10 protein-coding genes are annotated in these 15,177 nt (G+C 39.3%); 8 read left to right on the forward strand and 2 right to left on the reverse strand.

Annotation, left to right across the window (positions count from 1 at the left end):
• Nucleotides 1-91: 91 nt before the first annotated feature.
• Together A5816_RS04045 and A5816_RS04050 are read right to left on the reverse strand one after the other, a co-directional pair.
• Nucleotides 92-829 (reverse strand): amino acid ABC transporter ATP-binding protein, encoded by a 738-nt coding sequence (locus A5816_RS04045; protein ID WP_002292113.1) that lies wholly within the window; start codon nt 827-829, stop codon nt 92-94.
• 1 nt (nt 830) lies between these two features.
• On the reverse strand, nt 831-2,333 hold the full coding sequence (locus A5816_RS04050) for an amino acid ABC transporter substrate-binding protein/permease (RefSeq protein WP_086310795.1): 1,503 nt from the start codon (nt 2,331-2,333) through the stop codon (nt 831-833).
• A 258-nt stretch (nt 2,334-2,591) separates the two neighbouring features.
• Between A5816_RS04050 and uvrB the strand changes: the two genes are divergently transcribed.
• The 8 genes from uvrB to A5816_RS04095 all read left to right on the forward strand — a co-directional run bounded on the left by uvrB (nt 2,592) and on the right by A5816_RS04095 (nt 15,061).
• The gene (uvrB, locus tag A5816_RS04060; RefSeq protein WP_002292109.1) at nt 2,592-4,586 is read left to right on the forward strand and encodes an excinuclease ABC subunit UvrB; all 1,995 of its coding nucleotides are present in this window, start codon (nt 2,592-2,594) and stop codon (nt 4,584-4,586) included.
• A 9-nt stretch (nt 4,587-4,595) separates the two neighbouring features.
• Nucleotides 4,596-7,412: an excinuclease ABC subunit UvrA gene (gene uvrA, locus A5816_RS04065; protein WP_002400292.1), complete on the forward strand. Its 2,817-nt coding sequence runs from the start codon at nt 4,596-4,598 to the stop codon at nt 7,410-7,412.
• Between the two features lie 262 nt (nt 7,413-7,674).
• Nucleotides 7,675-8,940 carry a D-aspartate ligase gene (locus tag A5816_RS04070; RefSeq protein WP_086310797.1) on the forward strand — a complete coding sequence of 422 codons (1,266 nt, stop codon included), beginning with the start codon at nt 7,675-7,677 and terminating at the stop codon, nt 8,938-8,940.
• A 3-nt stretch (nt 8,941-8,943) separates the two neighbouring features.
• Nucleotides 8,944-9,675, forward strand: coding sequence for an aspartate racemase (locus tag A5816_RS04075; protein WP_038398745.1), 732 nt, complete (start codon nt 8,944-8,946; stop codon nt 9,673-9,675).
• A 136-nt stretch (nt 9,676-9,811) separates the two neighbouring features.
• Nucleotides 9,812-10,696 carry an RNase adapter RapZ gene (rapZ, locus tag A5816_RS04080; RefSeq protein ID WP_002292102.1) on the forward strand — a complete coding sequence of 295 codons (885 nt, stop codon included), beginning with the start codon at nt 9,812-9,814 and terminating at the stop codon, nt 10,694-10,696.
• The gene (gene yvcK, locus A5816_RS04085; RefSeq protein WP_002400289.1) at nt 10,693-11,691 is read left to right on the forward strand and encodes a YvcK family protein; all 999 of its coding nucleotides are present in this window, start codon (nt 10,693-10,695) and stop codon (nt 11,689-11,691) included. Before rapZ ends, yvcK begins: the two co-directional genes overlap by 4 nt.
• Before the next feature lie 33 nt (nt 11,692-11,724).
• Nucleotides 11,725-12,660, forward strand: a complete 936-nt coding sequence (gene whiA / locus A5816_RS04090) for a DNA-binding protein WhiA (RefSeq protein ID WP_002289698.1) — start codon at nt 11,725-11,727, stop codon at nt 12,658-12,660.
• Between the two features lie 169 nt (nt 12,661-12,829).
• Nucleotides 12,830-15,061 (forward strand): excinuclease ABC subunit UvrA, encoded by a 2,232-nt coding sequence (locus A5816_RS04095; protein ID WP_086310798.1) that lies wholly within the window; start codon nt 12,830-12,832, stop codon nt 15,059-15,061.
• The last annotated feature ends 116 nt before the right edge of the window (nt 15,062-15,177 follow it).

The following is a 15,177-nucleotide window of genomic DNA, read 5'->3' on the forward strand; positions in this document are numbered from 1 at the left end:
AAGAGATAGGTGTATTTCTTTGTAACTTCATACATCAATCTTTTGGAGATACCTGTTTTCAGTGACTTTGTCTCAGTCTATAGGAGTAAATTTAAATATTTAATACTTTATTCAAGAAATCTTTTGTCCGTTCGTTTTGCGGATTTTCAAAGATCTGTTGAGGCGTTCCATCTTCTAAAAAGTTTCCGTCGTCAATGAACATGACGCGATTGGCCACTTCTTTAGCGAACCCCATTTCGTGCGTAACGATAACCATCGTCATACCTTGTTCTGCCAATTTTTTCATGACGTTCAAGACATCACCGACCATTTCAGGATCGAGTGCAGAAGTAGGCTCATCAAAAAGCATGATGTCAGGATTCATCGCTAGAGCACGAGCGATAGCTACACGTTGTTTTTGTCCACCGGAAAGCATTTCAGGATACATATCTTTTTTATCTTCTAGACCAACTGTCTGTAGCAATTTGATTGCTTTTTTCTCTGCTTCTTCTCTGGATTCTTTCTTCAGATCCATCGGTGCTAAAATGATGTTTTCCAAAATAGAAAGATGAGGGAACAGGTTAAAATGCTGGAATACCATTCCGATATGTTGTCTCACCAAGTTGATGTCTGTGCTTTTATCCATCAAGTGGGCGCCGTCAATAATGATCTCACCGTCAGAAGGTTCTTCTAAACGATTCAAGCAACGCAAGAATGTACTTTTTCCTGAACCTGAAGGGCCGATGATACAGACGACATCTCCTTCGTTGATGGATACGTTGATGTCGTTTAATACTGTGTTATCGCCGTATTTTTTGACTAGATGCTCAACTAAGATTTTTTCTGCCATCTTACTTCACCTTCTTTTCTAAAACTTTCGCTAATTTTGTCAATGCTGTAATCAAGATCAAGTACATGATCGCGATGATCAAATAAACATACGTACTTTGTGTCGTACGTGCAACGATGATCTTACCAGTTTGTAGCAATTCGACTACACCGATTGCGGAAATGATCGTTGTATCTTTCAATGAGATAACGAACTGATTCACGAATGATGGAATCATGATGCGTATCGCTTGTGGTAAAATGATTTTTTGCATCGTCCGATTATAAGAAAGACCCAAACTTCTAGAAGCTTCCATTTGTCCGACAGGAACGGCATTGATTCCGCCTCGAACAATCTCTGCGATATAAGCACTTGCGTTAAGAGTCAAGGTGATAACACCAGCGATGAAGTCGGGGATCGTAAATCCAACGATACCAGGCAATCCAAAGAAAATAAAGAATGCAAGAACCATCATCGGAATCCCACGGATGATATCGACATAAATGCTAGCTACCATGCGAAGCGCGCGTATTGGTGCTACACTGAATAATCCAAAAATCACACCGATTACTATAGCCAAAGCAAAGGAGATCAAAGTCAAGAGAATCGTTCGCCAAAGTCCTTTTAACAATGCTTGATAGTTGTTTTGGATAAGTCCAAGAAATGTCGATTCATCAGCTGTGGAAGAATCACTAGAAGATTCTGAACCATCTGCTACATATTCTTTGATGATCTTATCGTACTCGCCTGTTCTTTTTAATTCTTTCAATCCTTCATTGAACATATTAAGAAGTTCAGGGTTTTGCCCTTTTTTGACGGCAAATGCATACTTTCCGCCAGATTCTTTTTCAATCGGTGTTTCCAATTCTTGTCCTTGTTTGATCGCATAACCAATTACTGGATAATCATCCATCATGGCATCGATTGCGCCAACTTTCAACCCGTCATACAATTGATCAGCAGCATCAAAATATTTGATAGAATAGCCGTATTCAGATTCATGATCGCTTAAAAATTCTGCACTTTCGGTTCCAACTTTTGCTCCGACTGTTTTTCCTTTCAAATCTTCATAAGACTTGATCGAAGTGTCGCCTTTTTTGACAGCTAATTGAATTCCGCTGTCAAAGTAAGAATCAGAAAAATCGTAGCTTTTCTTTCTTTCGTCCGTTACCGTCATTCCGGCAATCATCCCGTCTGCTTGTCCTGATTCTAAAGCTTGCAAAGCGGCGGAGAATCCACGATAGTCCATTCGGATGTTGAATCCTTGCAGCTTGGCGATGCTTTCCATCAATTTTACATCGATGCCCTCGTACTCACCGTTTGCGTTTTGAAATTCAAATGGAGCAAAAGCAGAGTCGCTGGCAATTACGTATACGTCTTTTTTGGGCTCTATTTTTTGCATTGTCTCGCTTGTGCTTGACTCTGCCGTTGTAGTGTTGTCAGCTTGTGCAACATGACCAAACGCAAGTGTCACAAGTCCTGTCATTAAGAAAACAAATGAGTGAAATAAATGCTTTCTTTTCATAATCAACCTCCTAAATTTCCAATATTTTATTATTATAGGCGAAAAGTGCTGAATCAGACAAGACTGTAAGCTTGAAAAAATGAAAAAAATGCGAATTTCTAACATTCGATGTTATAAAAAGTAACATATATATCGAGAGAAAAATGTGGCGAAAGTATGTTCGGTGTGGTATAATTTTTTAGTAAGGAATGCCTTTGCTTTCCTTTTCTTTTTATTGGTCGTAAAATGAAAAGGAATGAATGAAAAGGAGGACAAAGAATGATTGAAAGAGATACCTCCCGACGCTTTGAGCTTGTCTCGAAATACCAACCGGCTGGTGATCAGCCTGAAGCGATTAACCAATTAGTGGATGGCGTAGTCGGCGGGAAAAAAGCACAAATTTTATTAGGTGCGACTGGAACAGGGAAAACATATACGATTTCCAATCTTATTGAGAAAGTGAATAAACCAACACTGATTATTGCCCATAACAAAACATTGGCTGGTCAGCTGTACGGGGAATTCAAGGAATTTTTCCCTAACAATGCTGTTGAATATTTTGTTTCTTATTATGATTATTATCAGCCTGAAGCTTATGTGCCTTCAAGCGATACGTATATCGAAAAAGATTCAAGTGTAAATGATGAGATCGATAAATTACGACATTCGGCTACTAGTTCATTATTAGAAAGAAATGATGTGATCGTCATTGCATCCGTTTCATGTATTTTTGGATTAGGTTCGCCTTTTGAGTATCAAAAACAAGTCGTTTCGATTCGACAAGGAGCAGAATTAGATCGCAACCAGTTGATTCGTGACTTAGTCAGTATCCAGTTCGAAAGAAATGATATAGATTTTCAGCGCGGTCGTTTTCGAGTGCGTGGTGACGTCGTGGAGATTTTCCCGGCTTCAAGAGATGAACGTGCCTTACGAGTGGAGTTTTTTGGAGATGAAGTCGAACGTATCCGAGAAGTCAATGCGCTGACAGGTGAAGTTTTAGGAGAAACGGAACATGTAGCAATCTTCCCGGCAACTCACTTTGTGACGAATGACGAACATATGGAGCATGCCGTAGCGAATATCAAAGCAGAATTAGAGCAGCGTTTAGCTGTTTTACGAAATGAAAACAAACTTCTAGAAGCTCAACGTTTAGAACAGCGAACCAATTATGATATTGAAATGATGTTAGAAATGGGCTACACTTCAGGAATCGAAAATTATTCTCGGCATATGGACGGACGTAAAGAAGGCGAACCGCCTTATACGCTATTGGATTTCTTTCCTGAAGATTTTTTAATCGTGGCTGACGAATCGCACGTGACCATGCCTCAAATCAGAGGAATGTATAATGGCGACCGAGCGAGAAAACAGATGCTAGTAGATTACGGTTTCCGCTTGCCATCTGCTTTAGATAATCGGCCGCTTCGTCTAGAAGAATTTGAAAAACATGTCAATCAGATCATTTATGTCTCTGCGACACCAGGACCATATGAATATGAACAAACTGATACCGTTATCCAACAAATCATCCGTCCGACAGGGCTGCTTGATCCAGTAATCGAAGTCCGTCCAATCATGGGACAAATCGATGATCTAGTAGGCGAAATAAATGAACGGGTCGAAAAAGATCAACGGGTGTTTGTAACCACATTGACGAAAAAAATGGCAGAAGACCTCACAGATTATTTCAAAGAATTAGGAATCAAAGTCAAATATCTGCATAGCGATATCAAAACGTTGGAACGAACAGAGATCATTCGAGATTTACGATTAGGCGAATTTGATGTGTTAGTCGGAATCAATTTACTTCGTGAGGGATTAGATGTACCTGAAGTTTCCCTTGTTGCTATCTTGGATGCAGATAAAGAAGGCTTTTTACGTAGCGAACGTTCCTTAGTCCAAACGATTGGGCGAGCTGCTCGTAATGAAGAAGGGAAAGTAATCATGTACGCAGACAAGGTGACGGATTCTATGCGTTTAGCGATGGATGAAACGTCAAGACGTCGTACGATTCAGCAGAAGTACAATGAAGAACATGGGATCGTTCCAAAAACGATCATTAAAGAAATCCGAGATTTGATTTCTATTACGAAAGAATCGGAAGATGATACAAAAGAAGCGGTACAAGTCTCGTACGAAGAAATGACGAAGGAAGAAAAAGACACGTTATTGATGAAATTAGAAAAAGAAATGAAAGATGCGGCAAAAGCTTTGGATTTTGAAACAGCCGCTAATGTGCGAGATATGATTTTAGAATTAAAAGCTTCGAAGTAGGAGGACAACATGGCTAACGATAAAATTACGATTCATGGTGCACGTGCCCATAACTTGAAAAATATAGATGTCACGATTCCACGAGACAAATTCGTGGTCGTTACAGGTTTGTCCGGTTCTGGAAAAAGTTCCTTAGCATTTGATACACTGTATGCCGAAGGACAGCGTAGATACGTAGAAAGTCTTTCTGCGTATGCCCGCCAGTTTTTAGGTCAAATGGATAAACCAGATGTAGACAGCATCGACGGATTGAGTCCGGCGATTTCTATTGATCAGAAAACAACAAGTAAAAACCCTCGTTCGACAGTAGGTACTGTGACGGAAATCAATGACTATTTACGCTTGTTGTTTGCTCGTGTAGGACATCCGATTTGTCCCAACGATCATATCGAGATTACCAGTCAATCAGTAGATCAAATGGCAGATCAAGTAATGGCTTTGCCTGAGCGCACAAAGATCCAAGTATTGGCACCGATCGTGGTAAAGAAAAAAGGACAACATAAAAAAATATTCGAACGAATCCAAAAAGAAGGATACGTCCGCGTTCGAGTCGATGGCGAAATCTATGATTTAAGTGAAGTGCCTGAGCTGGAGAAAAATAAAAAACACGATATCGCGATCGTCATCGACCGGATCATTGTGAAAGAAGGGATTCGTTCTCGTCTATTTGATTCTTTAGAGGCAGCCTTGCGACTGGCAGACGGCTATGCTTTGGTTGACGTGATTGGCGAAGAAGAAATGTTGTTTAGTGAACACTATGCTTGTCCTTATTGCGGATTTACTGTTGGTGAACTAGAACCAAGACTGTTCTCCTTCAATGCGCCTTTTGGAGCTTGTCCAGACTGTGACGGATTAGGCGTCAAATTAGAAGTCGATCAAGATTTAGTCATTCCAGATAGAACGAAGACGCTTAGTCAAGGTGCAATCGTTCCATGGAATCCAATCAGCTCTCAGTATTATCCTCAAATGTTAGCGCAGGCTTGCGAAAGTTTCGGTATCGATTTGGATACACCATTCGAAGAATTACCGGAAGAACATCAGGAGATCATCTTAAATGGGACAGATGAACTTTTCCATTTCCATTATGAAAATGATTTTGGTGGCGTTCGCGATGTAGAAACAACTTTCGAAGGAGTATTGAAAAATATCAAACGTCGTTATCATGATACGAACAGTGATTTCACGCGTGAGCAAATGCGACTTTATATGACCGAATTGACTTGTCAGACGTGTAAAGGTTATCGGTTGAATCCCCAAGCATTATCTGTTCAAATCAATGGAACGAATATTGGGCAAACAAATGAATTGTCTATCCAAAAAGCAGTAGACTTCTTCTCAAACCTTACATTATCTGAACAAGAAAAAGTGATTGCCAAACCAATTTTAAAAGAAGTGAATGACAGACTTTCATTCTTAGAAAATGTCGGATTAGATTATCTAACCTTGAGTCGTGCTTCGGGAACGTTATCTGGAGGAGAAGCACAGCGAATCAGATTGGCTACGCAAATTGGATCGAATCTTTCTGGAGTTTTGTATATTTTAGATGAACCATCGATCGGATTACATCAACGCGACAATGATCGACTGATTGGCTCATTGAAGAAAATGCGTGATCTTGGCAATACACTCGTTGTGGTCGAACATGATGAAGATACGATGTGGGCAGCAGATTATCTGATCGACGTTGGACCTGGAGCAGGGGAACAAGGCGGACAAATCGTTGCTGCAGGCACTCCTGAAGAAGTAGCTAATGATGAAAATTCTTTGACAGGGAAATATCTTTCAGGGAAAAAATCGATCCCGGTGCCAAAAGAACGCCGTAAAGGTAATGGGAAAGCAATCAAGATCACTGGTGCTTCAGAAAACAATCTGAAAAATATCAGTGTCGAATTTCCTTTAGGAGAATTTGTAGCAGTAACAGGTGTGTCTGGTTCTGGGAAGAGTACATTGGTCAATAGTATCTTAAAGAAATCATTAGCGCAGAAATTAAATAAGAATTCTGCCAAGCCAGGTAAATTCAAGACAATTTCCGGCTACGAAAGTATCGAAAAAATCATCGATATCGATCAAAGCCCAATCGGACGGACGCCGAGAAGTAATCCAGCGACTTATACGAGTGTCTTTGATGATATCCGTGGGTTATTTGCTCAAACAAACGAGGCAAAAATGCGGGGATATAAGAAAGGTCGTTTTAGTTTCAACGTAAAAGGCGGTCGTTGTGAAGCGTGTCGCGGGGATGGAATTATTAAGATCGAAATGCACTTTTTGCCTGATGTCTATGTTCCTTGTGAAGTATGTCATGGCAAACGATATAACTCTGAAACATTAGAAGTGCATTACAAAGGAAAAAGCATTGCAGATGTTTTGGAAATGACGGTAGAAGATGCTGTAGAATTCTTCAAGCATATTCCAAAGATCCATCGCAAACTGCAAACGATCGTTGATGTTGGCTTAGGGTATGTGACGATGGGACAACCAGCAACGACATTGTCCGGTGGAGAGGCGCAACGGATGAAACTTGCCAGTGAATTACACAAAATCTCTAATGGAAAGAATTTCTATATATTAGATGAACCAACGACTGGTCTTCATAGCGACGATATCGCCCGTTTGCTGCAAGTATTACAAAGATTAGTAGACGCTGGTAACACAGTTTTAGTGATCGAACACAATCTAGATGTAATCAAAACAGCCGATCATATCATTGATTTAGGGCCAGAAGGCGGAGAAGGCGGAGGAACGATCCTTGCGACTGGAACTCCAGAAGAAATCATTGATGTAAAAGAAAGCTATACAGGTCACTATTTGAAAAAAATAATGGTATAAAGAAGATAGATCGCTGAGATAGTTAAAAAAACATAAAAAAATGAATTTTTGCTTGTTTTCTTAATACCAGTGTTCTAGAATCATTACATGGTAGTTCTTTCTACACTGATTGGTATAGATAAAAACTTCCTATAAGTTCAATCCGTTCAAAAAAGAATTGAGCAATCGGAGGAGTTTCCTTTGATTGCTTTTTTCTTTATGGTATGATATTCCTTGTGTAGTTAGAAAAGAAAAACAAGAGATTATGAGTAAGTGAGAGATAATGATGAACAGTATTGAAAATGAAGAATTTATCCCTATATTATTAGGAAGCGACATGAACGTTTATGGTATGGCACGTTCTTTTAACGAAGCATACGGCAAAGTCTGCCAAGCATATGCTTCTGATCAATTAGCCCCTACCCGCTACAGTAAAATCGTCAATGTAGAAGTCATTCCAGGATTTGATAAAGATCCTGTATTTATCGAGACGATGCTTCGTTTGGCAAAAGAAAGATATTCTGATAAGAGTGAAAAATATCTTTTGATCGCTTGTGGTGATGGGTATGCAGAATTGATCTCTCAACATAAGCAAGAGCTGTCAGAATATTTTATCTGTCCGTATATTGATTATTCTTTATTTGAAAGACTGATCAATAAAGTAAGCTTTTATGAAGTTTGTGAAGAATATGATCTTCCGTATCCTAAAACATTGATCGTCAGAGAAGAAATGTTAGTAAATGGACGCTTGGAACAGGAATTACCTTTTGAATTCCCGGTTGCTTTGAAACCCGCAAACAGTGTGGAGTACCTTTCTGTTCAATTTGAAGGAAGAAAAAAAGCGTTTATTCTAGAAACGAGAGAAGAGTTTGATTTGATCTTAGGTCGGATCTATGAAGCCGGTTATACTAGTGAAATGATCGTACAAGATTTTATCCCGGGTGATGATAGTAATATGCGTGTGCTAAATGCGTATGTAGATGAAGATCATCAAGTTCGGATGATGTGTCTTGGTCATCCACTGTTAGAAGATCCTACACCAGCATCGATTGGGAATTACGTTGTGATCATGCCAGATTATAACGAAAAAATCTATCAAACCATTAAAGCATTTTTGGAAAAAATCGAATATACCGGCTTTGCCAATTTCGATATGAAGTATGATCCTAGAGATGGAGAATATAAATTATTTGAAATCAATTTGAGACAAGGTCGTAGCAGTTTCTTTGTGACATTGAACGGCTTGAATCTGGCTCGTTTCGTCACAGAAGATCGAGTGTTCAACAAACCCTTTGTTGAAACGACCTATGGAACGAATCAATCAGATAAGGCAAGATTATGGATGGGTGTGCCCAAAAAAATCTTTTTGGAATATGCTCGGGAAAATAAAGACAAAAAACTAGCTGAGCAAATGATCAAAGAAAATCGTTACGGCACTACTGTATTTTATGAAAAAGACCGGTCAATCAAACGCTGGATGTTGATGAAATATATGTTCCATAACTATATTCCAAGATTCAAAAAGTATTTTCATGTGAAAGAAGGCTAGTTCATGGAGAATTTTTTCAGTATTTTAGGCGGAATGGGCACGATGGCGACAGAAAGTTTTGTTCGCTTGATTAACCACCGAACGAAAGCTACAAAAGATCAAGAATATTTGAATTATGTCTTATTCAATCATGCAACAGTTCCTGATCGTACAGCTTATATTTTAGATCGATCAGAAGAAAATCCAATGCCGTTTCTGCTGGATGATATTGAGAAACAAAATTTATTGCGACCAAACTTCATTGTGTTGACTTGTAACACAGCACATTACTTTTTTGAAGAATTACAAGCGGCAACGGATATTCCTATCCTGCATATGCCAAGAGAAGCAGCAAATGAACTTGTCCGTCAGCATACGACAGGGAGAGTAGCGATTCTAGGAACAGAAGGAAGTATGAAAGCTGGAATCTATGAACGCGAAGTCAAAAATCTTGGATTCGAAACAGTGATTCCTGATACTGCGCTTCAAGAAAAAATCAATTATTTGATCTATCATGAAATCAAAGAGTCAGATCACTTGAATCAAGAACTCTACTATGAGATTTTGGAAGAAGCGGTAGAGCGATTAAACTGTGAAAAAGTTATCCTAGGTTGCACGGAATTATCTTTGATGAATGAATTTGCTGAAGATAATCATTACCCAGTGATCGATGCTCAATCTATTTTAGCGGATCGGACGATCGAACGAGCATTAGCTGAAAGAAACGAAGCATTAGATACAGTATCTGAAAAGTAGAAAAATCTTGGATTTGGGGCAAATATCCTAAAAGATATTTGCCCCAAATCTTTTTGTAAAAGAGAAAGAAAGCTGGTAATGATACGCCCGGAATGATATAATTTTATTATGTACAATGTGAGAGGGGTTCGTAAATATGACAGATAATTTGCAATTAGTCATCATAACAGGTATGAGCGGTGCAGGAAAAACAGTAGCTATCCAAAGTTTTGAGGATATGGGCTATTTTTGTATCGATAATATGCCACCTCGATTGATTCCAAAATTCTGGGAATTGATCAAAGAATCAGGTAAAGTCACAAAAATGGCTTTAGGAGTAGATTTACGTTCTCGTTCCTTCTTTGAAGAAATTCAAAACATGCTGATTGAAATCGAAAATACGAACTTCATCGACACTTCTATCTTGTTTTTAGATGCTTCGGACGAAGAACTAGTTGCTCGTTACAAAGAAACAAGACGAGCGCATCCGATGGCAATGGACGGTTTGATCACTGAAGGAATCCGTAAAGAGCGGGCAATACTAGACGATTTGAAAGCACAAGCTTCCGTGATCATTGACACCACGACATTGACACCACGACAATTACGCGAAAAAATCAACGAGTCTTTCAAGTCAAAGGGAGACCAAGGATTTCGAATTGAATTTGTATCATTTGGCTTTAAATATGGGTTGCCGATTGACTCTGATATCGTGATGGATGTACGTTTTTTGCCAAATCCTCATTATATTCCAGAACTAAGACCACTAACCGGTAAAGACCAGCCAGTCTATGATTATGTGATGTCCTTTGATGAAACACAATCTTTCTACCATAAATTCTTGGATCTTCTGGAAACCGTATTACCTGGATATATCAAAGAAGGAAAAAGCAGCTTGACGGTCGCAATCGGCTGTACAGGTGGCCAACACCGTTCTGTGGCGTTGACTGAACGTTTGGCAAATGCTTTAGGAAAAACATATAAAGTCAATGTGACACATCGGGACAAGGATAAAAGGAAAGAGACGGTGAACCGGTCGTGAAAATGAAAACCTACCGGATAAGAAAACCAAAGATCGTAGTGGTCGGCGGTGGCACGGGTCTGCCGGTTATCCTAAAAAGTTTACGAAATCAGGGAGCAGATATCACGGCAGTAGTGACTGTTGCGGATGATGGTGGAAGCAGCGGCGCAATCAGAGAATCGATTGCTATGGCTCCTCCTGGTGACTTGAGAAATGTCTTAGTAGCGTTATCGGATATGCCGCAATTCTATGAAGATATTTTCCAATATCGTTTTAAAAAAGAAGATCAGTTCTTAGCCAATCATACGATCGGTAACCTGATCATTGCTGCAGTTTCCGAAATGCGAGGAAGCACATACGAGGCGATTCAATTATTAGCGAAAATGATGCATGTGGATGGACACGTCTATCCTTCTTCAGAAACGCCTTTGACCTTGCATGCGGTCTTTAAAGACGGAACGACTGCAGTAGGAGAATCTAAAATCGCGATTGATCGCAAAACGATCGATCATGTCTATGTTTGCAACACGAATGATAAAAGTGAAGCTAAAGCGGCACGAAAAGTCGTTTCAGCAATTATGGATGCCGACATGGTCGTTTTGGGTCCCGGCAGTTTATTCACCAGCATCCTTCCCAATTTAGTGATACCAGAAATTGGCGAAGCTATGATTAATACAACTGCTGAAACCGTGTATATCTGTAATATCATGACCCAAAAAGGGGAAACTGAACACTTCACCGATGCCGATCATATACGTGTCTTACACAAGCATTTGAAGCAGCCCTTTATCGACACGGTACTAGTCAATACGGAAAAAGTACCAGAAGATTATATGGACCCGGAAATCTATGATGAGTACTTAGTACAAGTCGCACATGATTTCAACGGATTGAGAAATGAAGGCTGTCGAGTGGTTTCTACCGACTTTTTAGAATTGAAAGACGGTGGTGTCTTCCATGATGGAGACAAAGTGGTAGAAGAATTGTTCCGATTAGTTTTCGGTTCAAAATATTAAGCAATTTATTGTTGGAGAAAGGAGGAGAATAGGATGTCATTTGCTGCAGATGTGAAGAAAGAACTAACTGGTTTGGAAGTTCATCGAGAACATGCGAAAGCAGAATTAGCTGCTTTGTTGCGAATGAACGGCTCTTTAGGTATTGTGAACCAGCAGTTTATTTTGAACGTCCAAACAGAAAATGCTGCAATTGCCAGACGTATCTATTCTCTTTTGAAAGATCATTATCAGGTACGAAGTGAGCTACTCGTTCGTAAAAAAATGAAATTAAAAAAGAACAATGTCTATATCGTCCGCTTGAAGCAAGGCACAAAAGATGTGTTGATGGATCTTGATATTATGGATGGTATGATGTTCAATGGACACGTTTCGGACGAGATTATGGGGAATTCGCAAAAAATGCGTTCGTATTTACGTGGGGCTTTTATGGCCTCGGGTTCAGTCAATAATCCGGAAACAAGCCGTTATCATTTAGAGATATTTTCCATTTATGAACAGCATAACCAAGACATTTGCGATATGTTGAATTATTACGGACTGCATGCTCGAACGCTTGAACGACGCAATGGCTATATTTCCTATTTAAAAGGTGCAGAAAAGATTGCTGATTTCTTGACACTGATTGGTGCAACCAATTCGATGCTTCGATTTGAAGACGTGCGGATCGTACGGGATATGAGAAATTCGGTCAATCGCCTAGTTAATTGTGAGACAGCAAATTTGAATAAGACGATCGATGCGGCTTCTAAACAAATTGAAAACATCGAATTGATCGAAGCAAAGGTCGGTCTGCATGCCCTTCCTGAAAAACTTCAGGAAATTGCTGAACTCCGGCTTCAGCATCCAGAAGTCAGTTTGAAAGAGTTAGGGGAAATGATTCCCTCAGGTGCGATATCCAAATCGGGAATCAATCACCGCATTCGCAAAATCAATGAATTTGCGGAAAAACTACGTGAAGAAGCAGTGTAATCCAATGTAAAAGCTGATACATGAAGCAGAGATGCGGATGTATCAGTTTTTTTATTTAACAAAATATTACTTGCTTTTCTTTTCTTCTTCTGTCAAACTATAAATCCCTATTACTGCCCGTTGTTCGCCATAGATTTGTTTAAAAATCGATTTTAAAGGAGAAACAAGGATGACAGAGTATATTGAATTGATTCATGCACGAGAAAACAACTTGAAAAACATTGATTTGCGTATCCCAAAAAATAAAATTACTATCTTTACTGGCGTATCAGGATCTGGCAAATCTTCTATTGTTTTTGATACGATTGCACAGGAGGCGGGCAGACAACTGAATGAGACTTTTAGTAGTTTTGCACGTAATTTTTTGCCTAAATATAGCAGACCTGATATTGATGAGATCAAGCATTTATCTACGGCTGTTTTGATCAATCAGAAGAAACTGGGAGGAAATGCTCGATCCACTTTAGGTACTGCAACGGATATCCAGGCACTTTTTCGAATTTTATTTTCACGCTTTGCTGAAACGCCATTAGGTTATGCCAATGCGTATTCATTTAATGATCCTCAAGGTATGTGCCCTGTCTGCCAAGGAATTGGAAAAACGATAACATTGAATATCGATGCCGCTGTAGATGCGACACGCTCACTAAATGAAGGAGCAATCTTGCTTCCCAATTTCACGGTAGGGACTTGGTATTGGAAAATGTATGCAGAGACTGGTTTATTCGACCCAAACAAACCAATCTCCGAATACACATCAGAAGAATACGATCGATTATTGTATGGAAAAGCAGAGAGAATCAATATACCAAGTGCGGGAGATATGAATGTGACTTATGAAGGGATTGTCACTCGATTCATGCGAACCAATGTCCATACTGAAAAAGAAACAACGAAAAAAACAGCAAAGGTTCTGGAGACGTATACCAAGATGGACACTTGTCCAGAATGCCAAGGAAAACGTTTCTCACACGAAGTCCTAAACTCTAAAATAAACGGTTATAATATATACGATTTGACAGCAAAAGAATTATCTTCACTATTACAAATACTAGAAACGTTAGATAACAAAGAGCGTCATCCATTGATTGCCAGTATCAAAAAACGTATCCAAGATTTGATTGATATTGGATTAGGCTATATGACATTGACACGCGAGACTTCAAGTTTATCTGGAGGGGAATCACAGCGAGTAAAAATGGTGAAGCAATTAGCTAGCAGTTTGACTAATATGATGTATATTTTTGATGAGCCAAGTACAGGATTGCATCCTAGAGATGTCCACCTACTTAATGATTTATTAAAAAAAATCCGAGATGAAGGGAATACAGTTCTGGTAGTCGAACATGACCCTGATGTCATCAAGGTGGCCGATCATATCGTGGATGTAGGACCTTATGCTGGAAGTCACGGCGGTGAGATCATGTATACTGGGGATTATGATGGATTACTGGATTCTGGTACGTTAACGGGAAACTATTTGCGACATCAATTACCAATCAAAAAAGAAGTACGGACATTTTCAGAAACCTTCATTAGCCGCCAGAGCTCTTTGCATAATTTAAAAAATATTCGCTTAGAAATCCCTAAAGGTGTTTTTACCGTTGTTTCAGGGGTAGCTGGTTCTGGCAAGAGTACATTGGTCAATCAAGTATTTGTAAAAGACTTTCCAGAAAGCCTACTTATTGATCAAAATCCAATCCATACGAACAAACGGTCAAATCCAGCCACATTCAGTGGAATCATGAATAATATTCGGAAAGCCTTTGGTAAAGAAAATCAAGTTGATGCTGGATATTTCAGCTACAATTCTAAAGGGGCTTGTCCAGAATGCAAAGGAATGGGTGTAATCGAGCTTAATCTATCCTTTATGGACAAATCAGAGGTAGTTTGTTCAAATTGCCATGGGAAACGTTATGATCCAGCTGTTTTGGATTATCGTTATCGTGGAAAAAATATCGTAGAAGTTATGGATATGACCATAGAAGAAGCACTTGAATTTTTTGATGAGAAAGAGATCCAGCGAAAGCTTGAGAATCTAAAAGAAGTTGGTATTGGTTACCTGACTCTTGGACAGCCGATGGATACCTTGTCTGGCGGAGAAGCGCAAAGGCTGAAATTAGCTAATGAATTGAAAACAAATGGACAAATATACATTCTAGATGAGCCAACAACAGGACTGCATATGTCAGATGTCGAAAATGTGATTCGAATTATCAATAACTTAGTGGATAAAGGGAACACGGTCATTGTTATTGAACATAATCTAGATGTGATCCGAAGTGCTGATTGGATCATTGATCTTGGACCAGAAGGTGGATCTGGTGGTGGAAATATTCTTTATGAAGGGATTCCAGGAGGATTAAAGAACGCACAAACGATTACTGGAAACTATATCTGATTGAACACTGTTTAGTGGAGAGGCTGTGACAGAAGTGGTCAGCTTCAAGAAATAAGAAGGAATTTACGAAAATTGCTTCTCAAATTTTTGTGAAATTTCGGCTTATTTCCGAAGAA

Origin of the sequence: Enterococcus sp. 3G1_DIV0629 (genome assembly GCF_002141285.1) — a bacterium.
Classification (GTDB): domain Bacteria; phylum Bacillota; class Bacilli; order Lactobacillales; family Enterococcaceae; genus Enterococcus_B; species Enterococcus_B lactis.